We start from the raw sequence: 22,735 nt of genomic DNA, 5'->3' as shown, positions 1-22,735 counted from the left end.
GCTTCCCGTGCTACCGTCGATACGTTAACGTTGCTAACACGAGAGGCAGATCCATGATCACCATCACCGGAGCCACCGGCGCGCTCAACGGCGCCACCGCCGAGCACCTGCTCGAGCGGATCCCCGCGAGCGAGCTCGTCGTCGTCGCCCGCGATCCCGAAGGGGCGCGGTCCTTCGCCGACCGCGGCGTCGAGGTCCGCCGCGGCGACTACGCCGACCCCGCCTCGCTGCCCGCGGCGTTCGCGGGCGCCGACCAGCTCCTGCTCGTCTCCTCCAGCGACCCGCACGCCGACGCCGTGGCGCTGCACCGCACCGCCATCGCGGCGGCGGCCGAGGCCGGCGTCGGCCGGATCCTCTACACGAGCCACCAGGGCGCCGCCGAGGACTCGCCCTTCGGCCCCGCGCGGGACCACATCGCGACCGAGCGGATCCTCGCGGGCTCCGGCGTCCCGTGGACCGCGCTCCGCAACGGCTTCTACCTGCACAGCGTCGACCTGCTGCTCGGCGGCTGGCGCGAGACCGGCGTGATCCGCGTGCCTGCCGACGGCCCGGTCTCCTGGACCTCGCGCGCCGACGCGGCCGAGGGCGCCGCGCGGATCCTCCTCGCCGACGCGCCGCTCGACGGCCCCGTCACCCTCACCGCGAGCGCCGCGCCGACCATGGCCGAGGTCGCCGAGCAGGCGTCCGAGGTCGCGGGCCGCGAGGTGCGCCTCGAGCTCGTGGACCCCGAGGAATGGATCGCCGGGCTCGTCCAGGCGGGCACGCCCGAGTTCGTCGCGCGCTTCCTGGTCACCCTGCCGATGGCGGCCGCCGGCGGGTTCTTCGCGGGCACGGATCCGCTGCTCGCCCAGCTGCTGGGCCGCGAGCCCGAGAGCGTGCGCGACCATCTCGCGCGCGGCTGACCCGCGGGTCACCCGCACCCGGCCCGCGCACGCCGGAGCCCCGGCCGCCGCGCGTCGAGGGCGCGGCGTCCGGGGCTCCGGCGACGGGGATCAGCTCGGCTCGAGCACCCGCTCCGGCGTGGCCGACGCGCTCGCGGACGCGCCGACGCGCTCCACCGACGTGCCCACGTACCGCTCGTCGGCGATGGTGACGTGGTGCGCGGATCCGGTGATCTCGATCGCCGCCTCCGTCTCCTTCACCGCGCTCGACGGCCCGACCCACAGCTCGACCGCGCCCGGCTCGACGACGCGGCGGTACCGCAGGTCGGTGAGGGCGAGGCGGGTGGTGGGCACCCGGAAGGTGACGCGCGCGGACTCGCCGGCGGCCAGGTCCAGCCGCAGGTAGCCGAGCAGCTGCGCGACGGGCCGCGTGACGCTGCCCTGCACGTCGCGCGCGTACAGCTGCACCACGTCGGTGCCGTCGCGGTCGCCCGTGTTGCGCACCTCGACGGTGGCGGTGAACGCCTCCCCCGCCGCGACCTCGGCCGACTCCACGGACAGGTCGCTGCGCGCGAACGTCGTGTACGAGAGGCCGTGCCCGAACGGGAGGACGGGCGTGGGATCCGCGCTCGTCACCTCGCTCGGTCCCCCGAGGATCGGGTGCAGGTACGAGAACGGCTGCGCGCCCGCCGAGCGCGGGAGCGACACCGGCAGGCGGCCCGACGGCGACACCCGGCCGGAGAGGACGCCCGCGATCGCGGATCCGCCCTCCTCGCCCGGGAAGAACGCCTGCAGCACGGCCGCCGGAGCGGAGTCCCCCTCGAGAGCCCACGCCACCGCGTACGGCCGGCCGGTCAGCAGCACCACGACCACGGGGGTCCCGGTGGCGCGCACGGCCTCGACCAGCTCGCGCTGCACGCCGGGCAGCTCGAGGCTCTCGACGTCGTTGCCCTCGCCGACCGTGCCGCGCCCGAACAGGCCCGCCCGGTCGCCGACGACCACGACCGCGAGGTCGGATCCGCGCGCTGCCTCGACCGCGGCGTCGAAGCCGGAGCGGTCGTCGCCCTCGACGTCGGCGCCGTGCGCGAGCACGAGCTCGCTGTCGGGCAGCTCCGCGCGGAGCGCCTCGGCCACGGTCGGGATCGCGAACCCGAGCGGCGTGCCCGGGTGGTGCGCGAGCACGTGGTTGGCGAACGAGTAGCAGCCCATGAGCGCCTCGGCGCTGTCGGCGTTCGGCCCGATGAGCGCTATCCGGGAGGGCACTGCCTGGCCGGGCGCCGTGCGGTCCGCGCCGGCGAGCGGCAGCGTGCCGTCGTTCGCGAGCAGCACCACGGACTCCTCCGCGAGCCGGCGCGCGACATCCCGGTGGGCCGGGGTGTCGAGGTCGATCTCGGTGGGCGGATCCTCGAAGGTCGCGTCGAGCAGCCCCAGCTCCTCCTTCTCGTCGAGCACGCGGAGCACCGCGCGGTCGACGAGCGACTCGTCGGCGAGCCCGGCGCGGATCCGCTCCGCCAGCGGCGCGAGGTACGCGTCGCCGGTGGGCAGCTCCACGTCGATGCCGGCCTCGAGGGCCAGCGCCGCCGCCTCGCCGCGGTCGCCCGCGACGGCGTGCATCACCTGGAGGAACGCGACGGAGAAGTAGTCCGAGACCACGACGCCGTCGAACCCCCAGCGGCCGCGGAGCACGTCCGTGAGGTACTCCGTCGTGGCGCCGACGGGGGCGCCGTCGATCTCCGCGTACGAGTTCATCACCGAGCGCACGCCGCCGTCGAGCACCGCCATCTCGAAGGGCGGCAGCAGCACGTCCTCCACGAAGCGCGGGCCCACGTGCGCGGGCGCGTGGTTGCGTCCCGACTGCGAGACCGAGTAGCCGACGAAGTGCTTGAGCGTCGCGTGGATCCCGGCGGACTGGAGCCCGCGGACGTACGCCGTGCCGATGGTGCCGACCACGTACGGGTCCTCGGCGATGCACTCGTCGACGCGGCCCCAGCGGGCGTCGCGGATCACGTCGAGCACGGGCGCGAGGCCCTGGTGCACGCCGAGCTCCTTCATCGACCCGCCGATGAGCGCGGCCATCTCCTCCACGAGGCCCGGGTCGAAGGACGCGCCCCACGCGAGCGGCGTGGGGAAGGTCGCGGCCTGCCACGCGGCGAGCCCGGTGAGGCACTCCTCGTGCACGAGCGCCGGGATCCCGAGCCGCGTCTCCGTCCGCAGCCGCCTCTGCTCGGCCCACAGCCACGACGCGCGCTCGACCGGATCCACCGGCCGCGTGCCGTACACGCGGGTGAGGTGCCCGAGGCCGTGCTCGGTCGCCTCCTCGTAGCGGCCGGTCGTGGCCATCTCGCCCTGCATGGGCGCGACGACCTCGCCGCCCTGGTCGACCCAGTAGCCGACGATCTGCGCGAGCTTCTCCTCGAGGGTCATGCGCGCGTGCAGCTCGCGCACGCGGTCCGACACCTCGGGCAGCGCGACGGCGCCCGGGGGCGTCTCCGCCCCGGTCACCCCTTCACCGCGCCCGTGAGGCCGCCGACGATGCGGCGCTCGAAGATGGAGAAGAAGATGAGCGCCGGGATCATCGACAGCGACGTGAACGCCAGCACCTTGGCCGTGTCGACCGAGTACTGCGACGAGAACGACTGCACGCCGAGCGGCAGCGTGTACGCCGACGCGTCGCTGAGGATGAACAGCGGCAGCAGGTAGCTGTTCCAGCTGCCGATGAACGCGAGGATGCCGACCGTGATCACGCCCGGCATCGACAGCCGCACGACCATGCGGAAGAAGAACCCGAGGCGGCTGCACCCGTCGATGAACGCGGCCTCCTGGATCTCGTCCGGGATGGCCCGCAGGAACGGCACCAGGATGATGATCGTCGTCGGGAGCGCGAATGCGATCTGCGGGAGGATGATCCCCGGCAGCGAGTTCGTGAGCCCGAGCGAGCGGATCACGATGTACAGCGGCGTGATGGCCACCGTGATGGGGAACATGAGCCCCGACGCGAAGATCGCGTAGAGCGCTCCCCGGCCGAAGAACGTGTACCGCGCCAGCACGTAGCTCGCCATGAGGCCGAGCACGACCGCGCCGACCGTGGTGCCCACGGCCGCGATGAGCGAGTTGCCCACCTGGCGCCAGAACATCGAGCCCGTGAGGACGTCGAGGTAGTTCTGGATCTGGAACGGCGCCGGGAAGCCCGCCGGGTCGGTCGTGATCTGCGCGTTCGTGCGGAACCCGCCGAGGATGATGTACGCCACCGGCGTCAGCATCAGGGCGATGAGCACGACCGCGACGAGGTACGGGATGGGGTTGTTGCCCTGCCCGGGCGTCTTGGCCCGCTTGGGCCTCGGCGTCTTCGCCGAGTAGGTGGGATCCAGGTCCGCGTTGCGCGGAGCGGCGGTGGCGACGGTCACTTCCTCGCCTTCCTTCCTGCGCCCGTGAGGGCGCCGGCGGTGTCGCGGTTGAGCACGAACCGCTGGTAGACGAGCGCGACGACCAGGGAGATGAGGAACAGCACCACGGCGACGGCGTTGCCGTACCCGTAGTTGCCGGATCCGCGTCCGTTCGCCACGAGGTACGTGGCCATGGTCGAGGTGCCCGCGGTGGCCGAGATGTACTGGCCCCAGATGATGTAGACGAGGTCGAACAGCTGCAGCGAGCCGATGATCGACAGGAACGCCCAGATGCGCAGCGTCGGCGCGAGCAGCGGCAGCGTGATGCGCCGCTGGATCTGCCAGTAGGAGGCGCCGTCGATGGCGGCCGCCTCGCTGAGCTCCTCCGGGATGCCCTGGAGGCCGGCGAGGAAGAGGATCACCGCGAAGCCGATGTACTTCCACGTGATGATCGTCATGAGCGACCAGATCGCGATGTCCGGGTTCGCCAGCCAGTCCTGCTGGAGGTCCGCCAGGCCGATGTTCGCGAGGAAGCCGTTGAGCGCGCCGGAGCCCTGGAGCATGAGGCTCCAGCCGGTGCCGACGACGACCTCGGAGATCACGTACGGCACGAAGATCAGCACGCGGATGATCGACTGTCCGCGCAGCTTCCTGTTGAGCAGGAGCGCCACGAGGATCGCGACCGGGCCCTGGAGCACGAGCGACAGGATCACGATGACCGCGTTGTGCATCAGCGCCTCGTGGAACGTGGGGTCCTGGAGGATCGTGACGTAGTTCCGGAAGCCCACGAAGATCGTGGGCGGGCCGAAGCCCTGCCAGCTGAAGAAGCCGTAGTAGGCCGCCATCACCACGGGGTAGATGACGAAGCCCACGAAGAAGAGGAGGGCCGGGCCCACGAGGATCAGGACCTCGAGGCGCCCGGACCAACCCAGGCCGCGGCGTCGACCCCGCACCGCCGAGGGCGGCGTCGTCACGACGCCGCCCTCGGGGTGTGCAGGATCAGCCGCGGGACGCTGCTCGTCGAGCGAGCTCTCGCGGAGTGCCATGTCGGGTCGCCTAGGCCTTCTTGGCCGCGTCGCCGACGGTCTGGATGAGCTTCTCCGGGCTGCCGTCGCCCGCCATGAGGTCGACCACGCCGACGTTCATCGCGTTGCCGACGTTCAGGCCGTAGACCGTGTCGAGCCACTGGGAGACGTAGGGCGCGTCGTTGTACGCCTTCAGGATCTCCTGCAGGTACGGCTCGGTGACCGCCTCCTGCGACTTCGTGTTCACCGGCGGGGCGTTGAAGGCGACGTAGTACTCCTTCTGCACCTCGGGGGTCGCGATGTAGTTGAGGAAGTCGACGCACTCCTTCGGCGCCTGCGCGGAGCAGGAGTAGCCGTCGATGCCGCCCATGATGGAGCCGGCCTCGCCCTTGCCGCCCGAGATCTCGGGGAAGGGGAACCAGGAGAGGTCCGCCAGCGGCTTCTGGTCGGGGGTCAGGCCCGCGATGACTCCCGGGTCCCAGGCGCCCATGAGCTCCATGCCGGCCTGGTGGTTGGCGATGAGGCCGGCCGAGCTGCCGGCGCCCTGCTGCGCCGCGGTGGTGAGGAAGCCCTCGTTGAAGGGCTCCGTGCCCGTGAGGTCCTTGAGGTCCTCGCCGGCCTTGATCCAGCAGTCGTCGCTGAAGTCCTTGTCCTTCGCGGCCTTCTCGAGCGTGTCGGAGCTGCACTCGCGGAGCGCGAAGTTGAAGTACCAGTGCGCGGCGGGCCAGGCGTCCTTGCCGCCGAGGGCGATGGGCGCGACGCCCGAGGCCTTCAGCTTGTCGACGGCGGCGTCGAGCTCGTCCATCGTCTTCGGCGTCTCGGTGATGCCCGCGGCGGTGAAGAGGTCCTGGCTGTAGAAGATGCCGCTGGGGAGCACGGCGACGGGCATCGCGTAGGCCTTGCCGTCGATCGTGTTCGCGTCGAAGGAGCCCTTCGAGATGTCGGCCTTCGCCTCGTCGGAGATGCCGTCCGTGATGTCCATGATCTGGCCCGCGGCGACCATGGCGGCGAGCTTGCCGCCACCGCGCTGCAGGAAGAGGTCGGGGGCGTCGCCCGAGTTGAGCGCCGTCTGGAGCTTGCCGTCGAGGTCCTCGTTCTGGATCGACGTGGCCGTGACCGTGACGCCGGGGTGGGCGGCGTTGAAGTCGGCCGTGGTCTTCTCCCAGAACGCCTTGCCGGGTCCGGTGGTGGAGTTCTGCCACAGCGTCATCTCGACGGGGCCGCCGTCGTCGCTGCCGCCCGAGCCGCCGCTGCAGCCGGTGAGGGCGAGGGCCCCCACGAGCAGGGCCGCGGATCCGGTGAGGATCTTCCGTGCCTTCATGTCGTTCTACCTGTCTCTTCATTGAGCGCACCCTGGCGGGTGTCGGGGGGTGACGTGCACGAGCCGCGCGCCGGGTGCTGTGGTGGTGCGGCTCCTCCGGCCCTCTGTCGCGTCATCGCGTCGTCGCTCCGTCGTGACGGGGGCCGGTCCGGCAAGTCTCGGTCGTGCGCGGATCCTCGTCAAACGTTTTCGAAATCCTTTTCCTCGGGCGTAGGGTCCACTCCATGACCCGCCGTGCCACCATCCACGACGTCGCCGCTGCCGCCGGCGTCTCGGTGTCCACCGTCTCCAAGGCCGTGAACGGCCGCTACGGGATCTCGGTCGAGACCTCCCGCCGCGTGATGGAGGTCGTCGAGCGGCTCGGCTACGAGTCGAGCCTCGTCGCGAGCAGCATGCGCTCCCACCGCACCGGCGTGATCGGCGTGCTCGTGGCCGGCTTCGAGCCGTTCAGCGCCGAGATCCTCAAGGGCGTGGGCGCGGCCCTCCGGGAGTCGCGCTACGACCTGCTGGCCTACAGCGGATCCCGTCAGGTGGACAACACGGGCTGGGAGCGCCGGTCGCTCAGCCGGCTGAGCGGCACCCTCATCGACGGCGCGATCATGGTCACGCCCACCGTGGTGACGGCCTCGACCGAGATCCCCGTCGTCTCCATCGACCCGCACACCGGGCCCGCCGACCTGCCGACCGTCGAGTCCGACAGCCTCGGCGGCGCGCTCCAGGCCACGCGGCACCTGCTCGAGCTCGGGCACCGGCGGATCGGGTTCCTCGCGGGCCGCCCCGACCTCCGCTCGGCCAGCCTCCGCGAGGCCGGCTACCGGCGGGCGCTGCAGGACGCGGGCATCGCGTTCGACCCGGCGCTCGTGCGCGCGGGCCTCTTCCTCACGGCGGCCGCGCGGGAGCCGGCGCGCGCGCTGCTGTCCTTGCCCGACCGGCCCACGGCGATCTTCGCGGCCAACGACCTCTCCGGCATCGGGATCCTGCAGGTGGCGGCCGAGCTCGGGATCCGCGTGCCCGAGGACCTCTCCGTCATCGGCTTCGACGACATCCCGGAGGCGTCGCAGATGACGCCGTCGCTCACGACGATCCGCCAGCCGATGCAGCGCCTCGGCACCACCGCGGTGGACCTGCTCATGTCCCTGATGGCGGGGCAGGAGCCGGACGCCATGCGGATCCAGCTGCCCACCCGCCTCGTGCGCCGCGCCACCACGGCGCCCCCGCCGCCGCGCCGGCGGTGAACGCCTCGCCCCGCGGCTGGCAGGCTCGGGGCATGGCAGACGACGGGCGCGGGACGCCGGACGAGCACGACGCGACGACCGACGACGGCGACCAGGCGCGGGTCCCGTGGTGGTCGCGGGCGCCGCAGGGCGCGGCCCTCGAGATGCGGGAGCGCTCCAACGAGGCGTTCCTCGTCAGGTTCTTCGCGGTGATCCCGGCGACGGTCGTCGTGTTCTTCCTGCCGGACGTGCTGCGGCCGGTGTGGATCGGGCTCGTCCTCGTCGGCTTCGCGGCGTGGAGCCTCCGCCGCCTGCGTCGGCCGTCGGCGCAGCGGGGCGCGTCCGAGGGTCCGGGCGCGGGACCCGGCGACGGCCCCGTCGGCGACGGCGCAGGGGGACCGAGTACGCCGGGTCCCTAGCCGCTCATCAGGAGCCGGGGGCCGAGCGGGCCCGGTCGACCGCGGTCGGCGCGGCGTCGGCGTCCGGGACCGCGGTGGCGGCGGCGTCCGCATCCACCGCATCCGCCTCCGCCTTCTTCTCGCGGGCGATGCGGATCGCCGCGCGGCCCGAGGGGAGCGAGATGGCGACCGAGATCACTACGACCGTGATGATCCCCGCGGCCACGAGGAGCTCCTGCACGCTGAAGACGTCGGCGAGCGGGCCGAACGCGACCGCGCCGATCGGGGTCGCGAGCGCCATGACGATGCCGACGTAGCTGAAGACGCGGCCGTGCATCTCGGGCGCGACGGTCTCCTGCACGAGCGTCATGAACGGCGCCGAGAACAGCGGCACGAACAGGCCGATCGCGAACATGAAGCCGTAGAACACCCAGAGGTTCGGGCTGAGGCCGAGGCCCGCGGTGAAGATCGCGAAGCCGAAGCAGCTCACGAGGATCAGGGTCATGCGGTCGGACTTCGCGAACAGCGTCGACACGAGCGCGCCGCCGCCGAGCATGCCGACGCTGAACGCGACCTCGAGCACCGTCACCATCCAGACCTCGGTGCCGTAGGTGCGGGCCACCAGCAGCGGCGTGATGAAGGACGGCGCCACGGTGAGCAGGAAGATGATCGCGAAGACCACGAGCAGCCAACGCACGACCGGGTTGCCGCCGATGTACCGGATCCCCTCGACGAGGTCCTCGCGGTAGCTCGACGTCTTGTCCGCGATGGACGCGAGCGTCGGCACGGCCACCGACACGAGGAACGCGATGCCGATGGCGGCCGTGATCGCGTCGACGAAGAACAGCGGCACGAGGCCGTAGGCGGCGAAGATCGCGCCCGCGGCGGCCGGCGCCAGCAGCGCCATCGCCGACTGGATGGTGCCGAAGATCCCATTCACCCGCAGCAGCTGCTCGGGCGGCACGATCTGCGGGATCATCGCCTGCACCGCGGGCGTCTGGAACCCGGCGCCGACGGAGCGCACGGCGACCGCGAGCAGGATGATCCAGAGGTCGGTGACGCCGTTCATCATGAGCAGGGCGAGCGCGAGCGTGACCACGGCGATGCTGCTGTCGGAGACGATGACGAGCACGCGCCGGTTCATGCGGTCGGCGAGCGTGCCGCCGAAGATCGAGACGATGCCCTGCGGAAGGAACGCGCAGACCGCGTAGAGCGCGACCGCGAGGCCCGAGCGGGTCTCGAAGGTGACGTACCACATGACCGCGTACTGGACGAGCATCGAGCCGAACAGCGAGACGGTCTGGCCGCTGAGGAAGAGGGTCGCGTTGCGCTTCCAGCGCGCGGCGACGACGGCCTGGTCGGCCGCGCTCATCGCGGGCGTCTCGGGCAGGTCGGCGTGCGCTGCCGGGTCGCTCATCGGGTCCTCGTCCGCTCGTGTTTCCTCGGGTGTGGGACGCCAGGGTACGGCCCCGCGACGGCGGCGCGCCAGGGGTGGACCGGGCTTCTGCCCTCACCCGATGATCGGCGGGGTCGGGGTCTCGGGACGTTCGGGCAGTCCGACGTCGATGATCCTCTCGACGAGCCTCACCGCCTGAGGCGAGAGGCCGTCTCCCGGGTAGTAGGCCTCGTGCACGTCGTCCAGTTCGGAGACCGACGAGACCCCGCAGATGACCATGAGGCGGGAGATGTCGCGTCCGTCCCGCCCCGGCCGTGCCGCGCGGAGCTTCATCGCGAGCAGAGCCTCGGCAGACGCGATCTCGACGACCAGGCCGTCACCCTCGAACACCTCGATCCACTCCACGTCCCGGCCGTACGCCGGGATGAAGAACGCCCCGTCGTCGTTCAGCCAGTCCGATCCCCAACCGCGCTCGTCGCCGATGCGCGCGACGGACTCCCGGACATCGGAATCGAAACGCAGACGCGCGTCGATGTCGACCGTCGTCCCGCGGTCGAAGTGGCACAGCGCGAGCGCCGCGCCCCCGAACACCTGCATGCGACCGGTGACGCCGCGGAGGCGCAGCACGGCGATCAGCTCGGACAGCGCCTCCACCAGTGCTGCGCGATCGAGGGCGTGCATCACACGCTCGCGAGGGTTGCGGGATCCAGCAGCACTCCGTGGCGTCGGAACGCGGGGAGCGCGCGGCTCGGATCCACCGGCAGGTCGTAGACGCCGTCTCCGAAGACCCAGCTCCTCCGCAGGCGACGGTCCTCCGAGTCGACCCAGGAGGGGAGGGGCAGGCCCTCCTCCTCGAGTCGGTGTTCGACGAGGCCGGCGACCGCCGCGTCCCAGCGCTTCTCACCGGTCCGGGGCGGCTCGGCGATCGTCAGCGCGAAGCGGACCTCGCGGTGGACGGCGGCCAGGTCGTCTGCGAGCTGGATGAAGTGACGGACGGCGAGCTCTCGATCGCCCTCAGCGAGGCGCGCGGCGATGTACGACGTCGCGCTGGCCGCGGAATGCCGCCGCGTCGGGATCGAGATGAGCTGATGACCGGTCGCGAGCAGGAGCCGATCGACGGTCTCGGCGCTGGGGCTCCGCTTCCCGGACTCGAGATCGGAAAGCGTCGACTGCGCGACTCCCGAGCGTCCGCTCAGTTGCCGCTGCGTATAGCCACGACTCCGCCGGGCAGCATGGACGAGTTCACCGATCGACATCACGACCCCTTTCAGATAGCCCCGATGCTATCGGAGATGGCCCTAGAGGTCCCGGCTCGCCAGCACCACGTCGGAGTCGGAGGGGGTGATCTGCACGGAGCGGATCTGGTCCATCGGGAGGCTGGAGGTGGCCGCGAGCAGCCGCGACTCCGTCTGGCCCGCGCCCCACGTGGCGACGACCGTGCGGGAGCCGGCGTCGTCGATGGCGACGAGGTCGTAGGAGCCCTGGCCGACGCCGCCGCCCGCGTAGGCGCAGCTCCAGTCAAAGCGGGTGCCGTACGGCTTGGCGGTGACGGCGAGCTGCGCGGTGACGCCGTCGTCGAGGTCCGAGCGCATGCTCACGGCGTCGAAGGGCAGGCCGTCGGCGAGGTCGCCGGCGGGCGACGATGCGGCCGGGGTCGGATCCGCGACCGGTGCGCTCACGCCGGCGCGCAGCGCCGAGCCGAGGCCCGCGCCGCCCACGAGGAGCACCACGGCGGCCGCGGCGAGCAGCCACCCGCCGGCGCGGCGGGAGAGCCGGGCGGGACGGGACGCGGATCCGGTGAGCCGACGTCCGCCGCCGAGTCCGCGGCCGCGGGGCACGCGGTGCGACGCGGATGCGGCGGTGGACGGCAGGGGGACGACGGGCGCGGGTCCCGCCGCGGTGGAGCCGGCGGCAGCGGCGGTCGGCGCGGCGGCACCGGGGATCTCGGCGGCGGGATCCGGCTCGTCGAGCAGCGCGAGCGCGTCCTCGACGGGCAGCATGCGCAGGACGCCGGGCAGGCCGGCCAGGTCGGCGAGGGAGCGGGTACACGCGTCGCAGTGCGTGAGGTGGGCCTCGAACTGGGCGCGGTCGGTGGCGCTCAGGCTGCCGAGCACGTAGGCGGCGTCCCACTCGTGGATGTCGTCGGCGCGGTCGTTCATCGGGTGACTCCTCGTTCCTGGAGGGCGAGACGGAGCGCCTTGAGCGCGTAGTGGAGGCGGGACTTGATCGTGCCGGGCGGGACGCCCTCGCGTTCCGCGGTCTCCGCGACCGACCGGCCGAGGTGGTAGCAGCTGACGACCGCGCGGCGGTGCTCCGCGGAGAGCGACGCGAGCGCCTCGGCTACGAGCAGGCGGTCGATGATGGCGTCGGAGGCATCCGCGACGGGATCCTCCGGCAGCACGTCGGTCGGCGTCTCGCGGCCGCGCCAGGCGCTGCGGCGGTCGTCGATCACGAGGTTCCGCACGACCGTGAAGAGCCAGCGGCGGGCCGACTCGTCCTCCTCGGCGAGGATCGCGGGCGAGCGCCAGGCGCGCAGCAGGGCCTCCTGCACCACGTCCTCGGCGAGCGCCGCGTCCCCCGTGAGCCGCAGCGCGTAGCGCTGGAGCGCGGGGGCGTGCGCATCGTGCAGCGCCCTCATGCGCGCCGTGCTCTCCGTGGTCATCCGTACCTCCTCCTCCCACGACGAGACGGACGGCCGGAAGGTTCACCGCGGTGCGGGAATCATCTCAGGCGGACCTGAACCTGGCAGACCCCTGAGGGTGTGAACGTTGTCCGGGGCTGCCCCGTCGTCCTCCATGTCGGCGCAACATCCCGCGGCGGACGAAGACGCACCATCCCGGTCAGGAGACCCCCATGCAGAAGAAGAGCAAGATCATCCTCGGCACGAGCGCGGCAGTGGTCGTCGTGCTCGGCGTCAGCGCCGCCGCGTTCGGCCCGGCGTTCTACCGCGACGTGATCGTCGGCGCCCCCGCCGCCGCCCCGTCCGTCTCGGCCGACCCGGCCGACTCCACCCTCGACACGAGCAACCTGTCGGGCGACTGGAAGATCGGCACCGGCAGCACCGCCGGCTACCGCGTCGCCGAGGTGCTGAACGGCACCGACGTGACCGTCGTCGGCAAGACCGAGGACGTGTCCGGCACCATCACGGTGGACGGCTCGACCCTGAAGGACGCGACCGTCAAGGTCGACGTCGGCACCATCGCCACCGACCAGGCGCCGCGCGACGACTACTTCCGCGGCACCGCCATGGAGGTCTCGAAGTACCCCGACGCGACGTTCAAGCTGACCCAGCCGGTCGACGCCGCCGTCCCCGCGAGCGGCCAGGTCGCCACGGTCCAGGCGACCGGCGAGCTCACGATGCACGGCGTCACCCAGTCGGTCACCGTGCCGCTGCAGGCCGCGCTCTCGGGCGACGGCGTGCAGGTGAGCGGATCCATCCCCGTCACCTTCTCCGACTACGGCGTCGAGGCCCCCAGCCTCGGCTTCGTGAGCGTGCAGGACAAGGGGACCGTCGAGTTCCTGGTGAAGGCGACGCCCGCGAAGTAGTCGCGGATCGGCCCACGGGCCGCCCCAGACGAGGGGAGGAGGAGCGCGTTCGGGACGCTCCTCCTCCCCTTCTGCGTGCCCGGCGGATGCGCGGGACGGACGCCGCGGCCATGCACGTCCCCGGATCCCGCGCGCCGTCTGTCCACGGGCGACAGCGCCTGGGGACGGGCGGGCCGTTCCCCAGGATCCCCGCGTCTAAGGTCATCGCGGTCCGGCGAGGGTCCTCCCGCCGAGACGTCATTCATTGCCCACCACAGAGAGATGACACGACCATGTCCGTCACCCGCTCCGCATTCCGCACCCGTCCCGTGGCCGTCGCCGCGCTCGCGACCCTCGCCCTCCTCGGCGTCCCGACCGCCGCACAGGCCGCCACCCCCGCCCACGCAGCCGTCGCGGACCACGCGACCGCCCGCCACCACGCGACGTACCCCATCACCCGCACCAACATCCCCGCCGTCGACGGCAGCGGCTTCGGCTCCGCCACCATCTTCACCCCGCAGAACACGGGCAAGGCGAAGCTCGGCGCGATCGTCGTCGCTCCCGGTCTGAAGGGCACGCGCTCCGACATGGAGTGGCTCGCCAAGGACCTCGCCGGCGAGGGCTTCATCGTGTTCAACATGGACACCCTCAACCGCTACGACCTCCCCAACCAGCGCTCCTACGAGATGCTGGCGGCGGCCAAGTACCTCGCCACCGACAGCCCGGTCAAGGACCAGGTCGACCCCGCGGACCTCGGCGTGGTCGGCTACTCGCTCGCCGGTGGCGGCTCGCTCAACGCGGCCGTGGAGCAGCACGGCCTCAAGGCCGCGGTCGCCCTCATGCCGTACGACATCCCGGCCGGCACGACCGACCCGTACCACCCCACCGCCTCGCCGACGTACCCCACCATCACCACCCCGACCCTGATCATCACCGGTCAGACCGACACGACCGCTCCGGCGTCGTTCATGGGCAAGCCCGCCTACGAGTCCATCCCCAGCACCACCGCCAAGCAGTACCTGGAGCTCCGCGGCGCGGACCACTTCGTGGCCCGGGGCAAGTCCAACGCCACCGTGCGCGACGCGGTGACGAACTTCCTGAAGGCGTACCTCGACGGCGACAGCGCGGCCAAGGCGTCCGCCTGCACCGCCGCGCCGATCTCGGACACCATCAGCGACTCCGCCAGCTCCTGCACCAAGTAGGACCGATCGACGGCCTCCGGGCCCCATGAGAGCGGCGTGCGACCTCGGGTCGCACGCCGCTCTCGGCGTTCCGGGGCGTGCGACCGGGCCGCCGTCGCCCGCGCGGGCCGCCGCGTGACGGGCGCCTTCGAGGTCGAGGACGTGGCGCGCGTCGAGGACAGCCCCGTGCAGCAGGCGCACAGAGCCGGTCGGTCACCAATCCGGCGCGATCCCCGTCGTGCCCGCGGGCGACGGCCGGACCGGCGTCAGCGCTCGGAGGCCACGGTCGACATCGGCGGCTGATCCGAGCGCGGCTGGCCGCGCAGCCACAGGTCCACCTCGCGGGTCGAGCGGAGGCGCACGATGCGGAGGTGCGGGTGCGCGATGGCCGCGTGCACCACGCGGCTGCGCACCTTCGCGCGGCCCCGCCAGCCCCAGCGGACGATGTGGTCCGGGTCGGTGAAGACGGTGAGCATCGGCGGCTCGACGTTGTCGTGCCAGAGCGGCTCGCGGCGCCAGCGGCGCACGACCGTGCGGCGGATCAGCCGCCCCATCTGCACCTGCACCGGCAGGTCGAGCCACACCAGCGTGTCCGCGCGCGACGGCAGCAGCGGGCCGAGCTGCGTCGTGTACTGCCACTCGGTGACCCAGGCGTCGCGCGACGTGAAGGCCTCGACGTCGTCGCGGAAGGTGGGCAGCTCGGTCCAGCCGGGGCCGTGGAAGAGCGCGTCCATCTCGGTGTGCGGCAGGCCCGTGCGCTCCTGGATGCGGCGCGCCAGCGTGGTCTTGCCCGCCCCCGACGGTGCGGCGATGACGATGCGCCGGGCGGGCGGATCGAGGCGCTGCAGGGGTCCGAGCATCCGCCGATCCTAGGGCGGGAGGGTGGACGGGCGTCGGGATCCGTCCCCGTCCTTCCCGCCGCGCACCCCGGCCGGTAGCGTGGTGCGGCCCGCAAGGACTCGCCGACGAACCGGAAGGGGCCGATCATCCGATCGCTCTCGCGCGACGACGCGCAGCCCGTGGATGCCCATCCCGTCCTCACGACCGCGACCGCGGCGCCCACGTGGGAGGAGGGCGTGATCGTCGGCAGCGGCCGGATCGGCGCCGTCGCGCACGGCCCGGCCGACGCGATCACCGTCTCGCTCGCGCACGAGCGCTGGTTCCCGCCCGTGAACCCGCGGCCCGCCGCCCCCGACCTGCGGCCGCGCCTCGACGCGATCCGCCGCGCGCTCCTCGCGGGCGACGCGGACACGGCGAGCGCCGAGCTCGAGGCGGCCGCGCGCGACGACGGCTACGGCGACGGGCTCGTCTGGACCGACCCGCTCGGCATCTGCGCGACCCTCGTGATCCGCACGCCCGGCGGTGCGGTCGGCATGCGGCGGAGCGTCGACCCGGTCGGCGGCGAGGTCGCGATCGCGTGGGCGGACCGGGAGGGCGGGCGGCACGCGGTGCGGATGGTCGCGCCGCGGGCGGACGCGGGGGCAGGGGCGAGCGCGAGCGCAGGCGCAGCGGCAGGCGCGGGCCGCTCCGACGGCGGCGTCCTCTGGATCGCGCTCGAGTCCGACCGGGACCACGACGTGGAGGTCGAGCTCGGCCTCGGCGCGGGCGACGCGACCTCGCTCGACACGGGCGTGCCGGATGCGTCGGCCGCGGTGCAGGCGTCCGTCGCGGGCGGCGGGCGCGGGATCCTCACGGCCGACGCGGGCGCGGGACCCGTCGCGGTGCGGGCGGTGACGGCCGTCGACGCGGGCGCGGCGTGGGCGGAGGCGGGCGGATCCGCGCGCGCGACCGTCCGCACCGGCCCCGGCGGACCGCGGCTCGTGCGCGTCGCCGTGGCCACGGGCCCCGCCCACGCGACGACGACGCCCGCCGAGCCGGCCGCCGGATCCGCGCCCACCTGGGACGACCTCCGCGCGGCCCAGCGCGCGACCCACGGCCTGCTGGTCGCCGCCTCGACGCTGGACCTCGACGGCGCGACGCCCGCCGGCCCGACGCCGACGACCACAGCCACAGCCGCAGCCGCAGCGACAGCCGCAGCGACACCGGCGACCGCGACCGCCCCCGTGGATCCCGACACCGAGGCCGTCTGGGCCGCGGCCCGCGCCGGAGACCCGGCCGCCCGCCGCCGCGTCGTGGAGATCGCCTACCTGAGCGGCCGCGCGAACGTGATCGCCGCCACGGGCGAGCTGCCGCCGACGCTGCAGGGCGTCTGGCAGGGCACGTGGCGCCCCGCGTGGTCGGCCGACTACACGCTGAACGGCAACGTGCAGGACGGCGCGATGGCCGGCATGGTCGCGACGGGCACGCCCGAGCTCGCCCGCAGCATCCTCGCGCTGGTGCTGCCGCACCTCGACGACTTCCGCGAGAACGCCCGCCGCGTCTTCGGCGCCGAGGGGATGCTGCTGCCCGCGCGCATGTCGACGCACGGCCGCGCCGACCACCTCTCCCCCGACTACCCGCACACGTTCTGGATCGGCTGCGGCGGCTGGATCCTCCGCATCGCGGCGGACGCCGTCTCCGCCACGGGCGACCGCGGCATCGTCGACGACCGGCTGTGGGAGCTCGCGGAGGGCGTGCTGCGCTTCGCCGAGACGGCGACCGTGCTGGACGACGGCGTGCGTCGCCTCGTCCCCTCCTACTCGCCCGAGAACACGCCCCGCGGCGAGCGGGTGCCGGCGGCGACCGACGCGACCATGGACGTCGCGATCCTCCGCGACGCCGCCCGGGCCACCGCCCTCCTCGGCCGGGCCCGCGGCGACGCGTCGCTCGACGCGCGCTGGGACGCGGTGGTCCGCGACCTGCCGCCGTACCGGGTGGCCGACGACGGCACGCTCGCCGAGTGGCTGGATCCGCGCTGGCCGGAGGAGGTCGCGCACCGCCACGCGTCGCAGCTGCACCCCGTCGGCACGGGCACCGACCCGGCGTTCCACGGCGACGGCGCGGAGGCCGTGCGCCTGCGAGCCGCGGCCGCGCGCACCGTGTCGGCGAAGATCGCGTGGCGCGCGGAGGACCCGACGGCCCCGCCCGGCCGGATGGAGATGGCGTTCGGCCTCGTGCAGGTGGGCCGGGCGGCCGCCGCGCTCGGCGACGCGGAGTCCGCGCTGACGTGCGCCGAGTGGCTCGCGGTCGACCACTGGAGCCCCACGCTCACGACGCGGCACGATGCCGGCCGGATCTTCAACCTCGACGCGAGCGGCGGCCTGCCGGGCCTCGTCGCGGCGATGCTGCTCGGATCCGACGAGGGGTCGCTCGCCGTGCTCCCCGCGGTGCCGGCGGCGTGGCCCCGCGGGTGCGTCACCGGGCTCCGCGCGCGCGGCGGCCTCGTGGTCGACCGGCTCGCGTGGGATCCGACCGGCGCGACCCTCGTCGTGCGTCGCCTCCCCGCGGCCGCGTGGCTCGCGCCGGAGGGCGGCACGGCGCTCCGGCTGCCGCGGGCGGCGACCGTGCGCGTCGACGGGGCGGTGCACGACGCGGGCGCGCCCCTCGTCATCGGCGGGGAACCCGTGCGCGTCGAGGTCGGATGGGCTCCCCGCGGCGTACTGTGAGATCGATCTCTCACTCCGGGACCCCGGTCCCCACCCCAGCGGCACCGTCGCCGCCCCATCGCAGGAGCATCCGTGACCACCACCATCACCGTCGACCTCGACCGCCCCGGCGCCACCATCAGCCGCCACCTCTACGGGCACTTCGCCGAGCACCTCGGCCGCTGCATCTACGACGGCTTCTTCGTGGGCGAGGACTCGCCCGTGCCGAACGCCGGCGGGATCCGCCTGGACGTCGTCGAGGCGCTCCGGGCCCTCGACATCCCCAACCTCCGCTGGCCCGGCGGCTGCTTCGCCGACCGGTACCACTGGCGGGAGGGCGTGGGCCCGCGCGAGGAGCGGCCCAAGCTCATCAACACGCACTGGGGCGGCGCCGTCGAGGACAACTCCTTCGGCACGCACGAGTTCATGGCGCTCTGCGAGCTACTCGGCGCCGACGCGTACGTCTCGGGCAACATCGGCTCGGGCACGGTGCAGGAGATGTCCGACTGGGTCGAGTACCTCACGGGCGCGGGGCAGTCGCGCATGGCCGACCTCCGCCGCGCGAACGGCCGGGACGAGCCGTGGACCGTGCCGTTCTGGGGCCTCGGCAACGAGGCGTGGGGCTGCGGCGGCAACATGCGCTCGGTCACCTACGCCGACCTCGCCCGGCAGTTCGGCACCTTCTGCGAGAGCGGCGGCGCGACCCCGCTGCACCGCATCGCGGCGGGCGCCGACACCATGGACACCGAGTGGACCGAGACGCTCATGCGCGTGATCCCGGAGATGGACGCGCACCCGTTCTCGTCCGTGCCGTGGGAGTCGATCTCCGTCCACTACTACACGCTCGGCGGCAGCTGGACGGCGAAGGGCAGCGCCACGGGCTTCGACGAGGACGCCTACTGGAGCACCATCGTCGCGGCCCAGGGCATCGAGCCGCTGCTCCGCGCGCACGCCGACGTGATGGACGTGCACGACCCCGCCAAGGAGTACGGCATGGTGCTCGACGAGTGGGGCACCTGGTGGGACGTGGAGCCGGGGACGAACCCGGGGTTCCTGTTCCAGCAGAACACCATCCGCGACGCCATGGTCGCCGCCTGGCACTTCGACGTCTTCCATGCGTTCGCCGACCGGCTGCGGATGGCGAACATCGCGCAGACGGTGAACGTGCTGCAGGCGATGCTGCTGACGGATCCCGACGGCGGCGAGATGGTGCGCACCCCCACGTACCACGTGTTCGAGATGAACCGCGGGCACCACGACGCCACCTCGCTGCCCGCCGTGGTGGCCGGGCCCGTGCGCCGGGTCGACGGCCGCGAGATCCCGCTGGCCTCCGCCTCGGCGAGCGCCAAGGACGGCCGCGTGCTCGTGTCGCTGACGAACGTCGACCTCGACGAGCCGCAGGAGGTCGTGGTGTCGTTCCGCGGCGGCCGCGCGGTCGACGTCGTGGGCCGCATCCTCACGGCCGACCGGCCCGACGCGCACAACCGCCCGGGCGACGCGGACGCCGTGCATCCGGTCCCGCTCGAGGGGATCGAGACGACCGCCGACGGCGTGCGCCTCACCCTCCCGCCGCACTCGTTCGCGACCCTCTCGCTGCGGCTCGAGGCGTGACCGCGCCCGTCTGCGCGGCGATCCCGCCCCTCGGGTGGAACAGCTGGGACGCGTTCGGCGGATCCGTGACCGAGGAGGAGGTGCTCGCCAACGCGCGCTTCCTCGCCGCGCACCTGCTGCCGCACGGCTGGGACACGGTCGTCGTCGACATCCAGTGGTACGAGCCGGATCCCGGCGCGCACGACTACCGGGAGGCGTCCGCCGCCGAGCTCGACGCGTGGGGCCGGCCGCAGCCCGCGGTCGGCCGCTTCCCGTCGGCGGCGGGCGGGCGCGGGTTCGCGGAGCTCGCGCGGCGGATCCACGCGATGGGCCTCCGCTTCGGCGTGCACCTCATGCGCGGCGTGCCCCGGCGCGCGGCCGAGGAGCGGCTGCCGGTCCTCGGATCCGACGCCACGTGCGCCGACATCGCCGACCCGGCGAACCCCTGCCCGTGGAACCCCGACATGCACGGCGTCGACATGACGCGGCCCGGCGCGCAGGAGTGGTACGACTCCGTGTTCGCGATGCTCGCGGAGTGGGGCGTCGACTACGTGAAGCTCGACGACGTGCTGTACCCGCCGGTCCAGGCCGCGGAGGTCACGGCGATCTCGCGCGCGATCGCCGCGTCCGGCCGCCCGATGACCCTGAGCCTCTCGCCCGGCAAGCGCCTCAGCCTCGAGCACCTCGACCTGCTGCGGGAGACCGCGCAGCTCTGGCGGATCTCCGACGACTTCTGGGACGACTGGGCGCACCTCCGCGAGCAGTTCCAGCGCGCCGCGAGGTGGGCGCCGCACCAGCGTCCCGGCGGGTGGGCGGACGCCGACATGCTGCCGCTCGGCCGCATCGGGATCCGCGCCCACGTCGGCGGCGACCGGCAGAGCCGCTTCACCCCGGCCGAGCGGCGCACGCTCGTGTCGCTGTGGTGCCTGCTCCGCTCGCCGCTGATGTTCGGCGGGCACCTGCCCGACACCGACGCCGCCACGCTCGCGCTCCTCACCAACGACGACGTGCTCGCGCTCCTCGGCAGCGACGCGAGCCGCGAGATCGTGCGCGACGGCGACCTCGTGATCTGGGCGGCCGAGCAGGGCGCCACCCGGTGGCGCGCGGTCTTCCAGCTGGGCGACGCGCCGCTCGCCACGGTCGCGCACCTCGCCGACCTCGGCTGCCCGGACGCGACGCGCGCCACGGATCTCTGGACCGGCGAGGAGCTCGCGGTCGTCGACGGCGGGATCCCGCTCGAGGTCGAGGCCCACGGCGTGCGGCTGCTGCGGCTCGCCTGACGACGCGACGACGCCGGCCGCCGATCCCCGAGGGGACGGCGGCCGGCGTCGTGACGGGCGCGGATGCGGGCGCGGGCCTCAGCCCTTGAACGCGCCGTCCATGATCCCGGTGATCATCCGCCGCCCCACGAAGAAGAACAGGATCAGCAGCGGCAGCGTCGCCATGAACGACCCGCCCATCGCGAGCGCCACGTCGATCGACCGGTTCGCCTGCAGCTGCTTCAGCGCGATCTGCACCGTGAACAGCTCCGGCGACTTCAGCACGATGAACGGCCACATGAAGTCGTTCCACACGCCCGTGAACGTGATGAGCCCGAGCACGAACGCGGCCGGCCGCACCACCGGGAACGCGACGCCCCAGAACAGCTGCCACGAGTTCGCGCCGTCGAGCCGGGCCGCCTGGATGAGCTCGTCGCTCACCGTGGTGGACATGTGCTGCCGCATCCAGAAGATCCCGAACGCGCTCGCGAGGCCCGGCACGATGATCGCCTGCAGCGTGTCGACCCAGCCGAGCTGGCTGATGATCAGGTACTGCGGGATCACGCTGAGCTGCGCCGGCACCGTCATCGTGAGCAGCACGATGAGGAACAGCGTGTTCCGCCCCGGGAACGTGAGCTTCGCGAACGCGAAGCCGGCCATGGCGCAGAGCACCGCGGACAGCACGGCGACGGTCGTCGACACGAGCACGCTGTTGAGCAGCGACAGCATGAACGGCACCGTGTCGAAGACCTTGCCCGCGACCTCGAGGAAGTTCGTGCCGGGGAACAGGCGCGGCGGGATCGAGGTGACGGCGGTCGCCCCCACCGAGGCCACGACGAGCATGTAGTAGAGCGGGAACACCGAGATCAGCACGGCGATGCTCAGGAACACGTAGACGATCGGGCTGATGCCGCCGCCCTTGCCCCGGCGCCGCGGCAGCGCCGCGCGCTTCGTGACCGGTGCGGCGACGACGGGGGACACGGTCTGGTCGATCACGTCGGACATCAGCTCGCCTTCCGGGTGCGGGTGGACAGGTAGAAGTTGAGGAGCGCGACGACCACCACGATCACGAACAGCACGACCCCGATGGCGGACCCGTAGCCGAACTCGAACTGCCCGAAGCCCTGCTCGTAGAGGAACAGCGCGAGCGTCTGGCACTGCCGCCCGGCGCCGCAGGTGAGGCCCGACTCGGGCGCCGCGAGCAGCGGCTCCGTGAAGATCTGCAGGCCGCCGATGGTCGACATGATCACCGTGAAGATGATGATCGGGCGGAGCGCGGGGATCGTGAGGTGCCGGAACTGCTGCCAGCTGGACGCGCCGTCCACCGCCGCCGCCTCGAACATCTCCCGCGGGAGCGCCTGGAGGCCGGCGAGGTAGAGCAGCGTGTTGTAGCCGAACCAGCGCCACATGACCATGGCCGAGATCAGGATCCACGAGCCGTGGTTGGTCGCCATGAAGTTCACCGACGGCAGGCCGAAGATCCCGAGCACCCAGTTGATGAGGCCGAAGTTGCGGTCGAAGATCTGCGCGAACACGATCGCGGTCGCGGCGACCGACGTGATGTACGGCACGAGCAGCGCCATGCGGAAGAAGTTCGCCCACTTGAGCCGGGCGTGGTTGAGCAGGTGCGCGAGGAAGAGCGCGAGGAGCAGCTGCGGGATCGTGGAGATCAGGAAGATCGCGAACGTGTTCACGAGCGCGTTCCAGAACCGGTCGTCGGCGAAGAGCTGCTGGAAGTTCGCGAGCCCGACGAAGGTCTGCTTGCCGATCGGGTTCCAGTCGAACAGCGAGACGTAGAACGTGAAGACCAGGGGGAACAGGCCGAACACGATGAAGATGACGAAGAAGGGCGCGACGTAGGCGTACGGCGCGATGCGCTCGGAGAGCGACTGCTGGATCCTGCGGGTCGGGCTCGCCGCCGGTGCCTTCCCGCGGCGCGGGCGCGGGGCGGGAGGCGCGGGGGGCTCGGTGCTCGTGCGGGGTGATGTCGCCGTCGACATGGGGTACCTCCGTCTGGGGGCGGCCCGGAGCGTGAGCG

The 22,735-nt window shown here is 72.9% G+C and carries 20 protein-coding genes; 8 read left to right on the top strand and 12 right to left on the bottom strand.

Going from position 1 to position 22,735, the window contains the following annotated elements; translation table 11 throughout:
* Nucleotides 1-53: 53 nt before the first annotated feature.
* Entirely contained in the window at nt 54-902 is an 849-nt protein-coding gene (locus FGG90_RS12515; protein ID WP_094126673.1) for an SDR family oxidoreductase, read from the top strand.
* A 90-nt stretch (nt 903-992) separates the two neighbouring features.
* Here the strand turns inward: FGG90_RS12515 and FGG90_RS12510 are convergent, their stop codons facing one another.
* The 4 genes from FGG90_RS12510 to FGG90_RS12495 are packed head-to-tail and all read right to left on the bottom strand — an operon-like array spanning nt 993 to nt 6,610.
* The gene (locus tag FGG90_RS12510) at nt 993-3,383 is read right to left on the bottom strand and encodes a beta-xylosidase/alpha-l-arabinosidase (protein ID WP_094126675.1); all 2,391 of its coding nucleotides are present in this window, start codon (nt 3,381-3,383) and stop codon (nt 993-995) included.
* Nucleotides 3,380-4,285, bottom strand: a complete 906-nt coding sequence (locus FGG90_RS12505) for a carbohydrate ABC transporter permease (protein WP_094126677.1) — start codon at nt 4,283-4,285, stop codon at nt 3,380-3,382. The genes FGG90_RS12510 and FGG90_RS12505 overlap by 4 nt, the downstream gene beginning before the upstream one ends.
* Nucleotides 4,282-5,310 carry a carbohydrate ABC transporter permease gene (locus FGG90_RS12500; protein WP_094126679.1) on the bottom strand — a complete coding sequence of 343 codons (1,029 nt, stop codon included), beginning with the start codon at nt 5,308-5,310 and terminating at the stop codon, nt 4,282-4,284. The genes FGG90_RS12505 and FGG90_RS12500 overlap by 4 nt, the downstream gene beginning before the upstream one ends.
* Before the next feature lie 10 nt (nt 5,311-5,320).
* On the bottom strand, nt 5,321-6,610 hold the full coding sequence (locus tag FGG90_RS12495) for an extracellular solute-binding protein (protein ID WP_094126681.1): 1,290 nt from the start codon (nt 6,608-6,610) through the stop codon (nt 5,321-5,323).
* 224 nt (nt 6,611-6,834) lie between these two features.
* Here FGG90_RS12495 and FGG90_RS12490 point away from each other — a divergent pair, with 224 nt between their 5' ends.
* Both FGG90_RS12490 and FGG90_RS12485 read left to right on the top strand, forming a co-directional pair.
* Nucleotides 6,835-7,845 (top strand): LacI family DNA-binding transcriptional regulator, encoded by a 1,011-nt coding sequence (locus tag FGG90_RS12490; protein ID WP_094126683.1) that lies wholly within the window; start codon nt 6,835-6,837, stop codon nt 7,843-7,845.
* Between the two features lie 32 nt (nt 7,846-7,877).
* Nucleotides 7,878-8,243: a hypothetical protein gene (locus tag FGG90_RS12485; protein WP_094126685.1), complete on the top strand. Its 366-nt coding sequence runs from the start codon at nt 7,878-7,880 to the stop codon at nt 8,241-8,243.
* A gap of 7 nt (nt 8,244-8,250) precedes the next feature.
* Here the strand turns inward: FGG90_RS12485 and FGG90_RS12480 are convergent, their stop codons facing one another.
* The 5 genes from FGG90_RS12480 to FGG90_RS12460 all read right to left on the bottom strand — a co-directional run bounded on the left by FGG90_RS12480 (nt 8,251) and on the right by FGG90_RS12460 (nt 12,280).
* On the bottom strand, nt 8,251-9,639 hold the full coding sequence (locus tag FGG90_RS12480; RefSeq protein ID WP_094126687.1) for an MFS transporter: 1,389 nt from the start codon (nt 9,637-9,639) through the stop codon (nt 8,251-8,253).
* Between the two features lie 93 nt (nt 9,640-9,732).
* Nucleotides 9,733-10,299, bottom strand: a complete 567-nt coding sequence (locus tag FGG90_RS12475) for a DUF6036 family nucleotidyltransferase (RefSeq protein ID WP_094126689.1) — start codon at nt 10,297-10,299, stop codon at nt 9,733-9,735.
* On the bottom strand, nt 10,299-10,874 hold the full coding sequence (locus FGG90_RS12470) for a helix-turn-helix domain-containing protein (RefSeq protein WP_094126691.1): 576 nt from the start codon (nt 10,872-10,874) through the stop codon (nt 10,299-10,301). The genes FGG90_RS12475 and FGG90_RS12470 overlap by 1 nt, the downstream gene beginning before the upstream one ends.
* A 42-nt stretch (nt 10,875-10,916) precedes the next feature.
* Nucleotides 10,917-11,777: an anti-sigma factor family protein gene (locus tag FGG90_RS12465; RefSeq protein ID WP_094126693.1), complete on the bottom strand. Its 861-nt coding sequence runs from the start codon at nt 11,775-11,777 to the stop codon at nt 10,917-10,919.
* Entirely contained in the window at nt 11,774-12,280 is a 507-nt protein-coding gene (locus FGG90_RS12460) for a sigma-70 family RNA polymerase sigma factor (RefSeq protein ID WP_094126695.1), read from the bottom strand. The genes FGG90_RS12465 and FGG90_RS12460 overlap by 4 nt, the downstream gene beginning before the upstream one ends.
* 191 nt (nt 12,281-12,471) lie before the next feature.
* Between FGG90_RS12460 and FGG90_RS12455 the strand changes: the two genes are divergently transcribed.
* Complete coding sequence (locus FGG90_RS12455; protein WP_094126697.1) at nt 12,472-13,164, top strand: YceI family protein; 693 nt, start codon at nt 12,472-12,474, stop codon at nt 13,162-13,164.
* 272 nt (nt 13,165-13,436) lie between these two features.
* Entirely contained in the window at nt 13,437-14,345 is a 909-nt protein-coding gene (locus tag FGG90_RS12450; RefSeq protein WP_094126699.1) for a dienelactone hydrolase family protein, read from the top strand.
* A 245-nt stretch (nt 14,346-14,590) separates the two neighbouring features.
* On the opposite strand, the gene FGG90_RS12445 is transcribed toward FGG90_RS12450, so the two are convergent.
* Nucleotides 14,591-15,184 carry a P-loop NTPase family protein gene (locus FGG90_RS12445; RefSeq protein ID WP_094126701.1) on the bottom strand — a complete coding sequence of 198 codons (594 nt, stop codon included), beginning with the start codon at nt 15,182-15,184 and terminating at the stop codon, nt 14,591-14,593.
* A gap of 159 nt (nt 15,185-15,343) precedes the next feature.
* Here FGG90_RS12445 and FGG90_RS12440 point away from each other — a divergent pair, with 159 nt between their 5' ends.
* From FGG90_RS12440 to FGG90_RS12430, 3 genes are all read left to right on the top strand, one after another.
* Nucleotides 15,344-17,869 (top strand): glycosyl hydrolase family 95 catalytic domain-containing protein, encoded by a 2,526-nt coding sequence (locus tag FGG90_RS12440; protein ID WP_094126703.1) that lies wholly within the window; start codon nt 15,344-15,346, stop codon nt 17,867-17,869.
* A gap of 72 nt (nt 17,870-17,941) precedes the next feature.
* The gene (locus tag FGG90_RS12435) at nt 17,942-19,459 is read left to right on the top strand and encodes an alpha-N-arabinofuranosidase (protein ID WP_210433019.1); all 1,518 of its coding nucleotides are present in this window, start codon (nt 17,942-17,944) and stop codon (nt 19,457-19,459) included.
* A complete protein-coding gene (locus FGG90_RS12430) occupies nt 19,456-20,718 on the top strand; it encodes a glycoside hydrolase family 27 protein (RefSeq protein WP_094126707.1) in 1,263 nt (420 codons plus the stop codon). The genes FGG90_RS12435 and FGG90_RS12430 overlap by 4 nt, the downstream gene beginning before the upstream one ends.
* Before the next feature lie 78 nt (nt 20,719-20,796).
* Here the strand turns inward: FGG90_RS12430 and FGG90_RS12425 are convergent, their stop codons facing one another.
* Complete coding sequence (locus tag FGG90_RS12425; protein ID WP_094126709.1) at nt 20,797-21,702, bottom strand: carbohydrate ABC transporter permease; 906 nt, start codon at nt 21,700-21,702, stop codon at nt 20,797-20,799.
* The gene (locus FGG90_RS12420) at nt 21,702-22,697 is read right to left on the bottom strand and encodes a carbohydrate ABC transporter permease (protein WP_094126711.1); all 996 of its coding nucleotides are present in this window, start codon (nt 22,695-22,697) and stop codon (nt 21,702-21,704) included. The genes FGG90_RS12425 and FGG90_RS12420 overlap by 1 nt, the downstream gene beginning before the upstream one ends.
* Between the last annotated feature and the right edge of the window lie 38 nt (nt 22,698-22,735).

Source organism: Clavibacter michiganensis subsp. tessellarius (assembly GCF_021922985.1).
Taxonomy (GTDB): Bacteria; Actinomycetota; Actinomycetes; order Actinomycetales; family Microbacteriaceae; genus Clavibacter; species Clavibacter tessellarius.
This window is presented reverse-complemented; position numbering and strand designations above follow the sequence as displayed.

Excerpts from the sequence above, each read along its gene's own strand:
- FGG90_RS12515 (WP_094126673.1), top strand. The coding sequence starts at position 54 with ATGATCACCATCACCGGAGCCACCGGCGCGCTCAACGGCGCCACCGCC.
- FGG90_RS12500 (WP_094126679.1), bottom strand. The coding sequence starts at position 5,310 with ATGGCACTCCGCGAGAGCTCGCTCGACGAGCAGCGTCCCGCGGCTGAT.
- FGG90_RS12495 (WP_094126681.1), bottom strand. The coding sequence starts at position 6,610 with ATGAAGGCACGGAAGATCCTCACCGGATCCGCGGCCCTGCTCGTGGGG.
- FGG90_RS12490 (WP_094126683.1), top strand. The coding sequence starts at position 6,835 with ATGACCCGCCGTGCCACCATCCACGACGTCGCCGCTGCCGCCGGCGTC.
- FGG90_RS12485 (WP_094126685.1), top strand. The coding sequence starts at position 7,878 with ATGGCAGACGACGGGCGCGGGACGCCGGACGAGCACGACGCGACGACC.
- FGG90_RS12480 (WP_094126687.1), bottom strand. The coding sequence starts at position 9,639 with ATGAGCGACCCGGCAGCGCACGCCGACCTGCCCGAGACGCCCGCGATG.
- FGG90_RS12475 (WP_094126689.1), bottom strand. The coding sequence starts at position 10,299 with ATGCACGCCCTCGATCGCGCAGCACTGGTGGAGGCGCTGTCCGAGCTG.
- FGG90_RS12470 (WP_094126691.1), bottom strand. The coding sequence starts at position 10,874 with ATGTCGATCGGTGAACTCGTCCATGCTGCCCGGCGGAGTCGTGGCTAT.
- FGG90_RS12465 (WP_094126693.1), bottom strand. The coding sequence starts at position 11,777 with ATGAACGACCGCGCCGACGACATCCACGAGTGGGACGCCGCCTACGTG.
- FGG90_RS12460 (WP_094126695.1), bottom strand. The coding sequence starts at position 12,280 with ATGACCACGGAGAGCACGGCGCGCATGAGGGCGCTGCACGATGCGCAC.
- FGG90_RS12455 (WP_094126697.1), top strand. The coding sequence starts at position 12,472 with ATGCAGAAGAAGAGCAAGATCATCCTCGGCACGAGCGCGGCAGTGGTC.
- FGG90_RS12450 (WP_094126699.1), top strand. The coding sequence starts at position 13,437 with ATGTCCGTCACCCGCTCCGCATTCCGCACCCGTCCCGTGGCCGTCGCC.
- FGG90_RS12445 (WP_094126701.1), bottom strand. The coding sequence starts at position 15,184 with ATGCTCGGACCCCTGCAGCGCCTCGATCCGCCCGCCCGGCGCATCGTC.
- FGG90_RS12425 (WP_094126709.1), bottom strand. The coding sequence starts at position 21,702 with ATGTCCGACGTGATCGACCAGACCGTGTCCCCCGTCGTCGCCGCACCG.
- FGG90_RS12420 (WP_094126711.1), bottom strand. The coding sequence starts at position 22,697 with ATGTCGACGGCGACATCACCCCGCACGAGCACCGAGCCCCCCGCGCCT.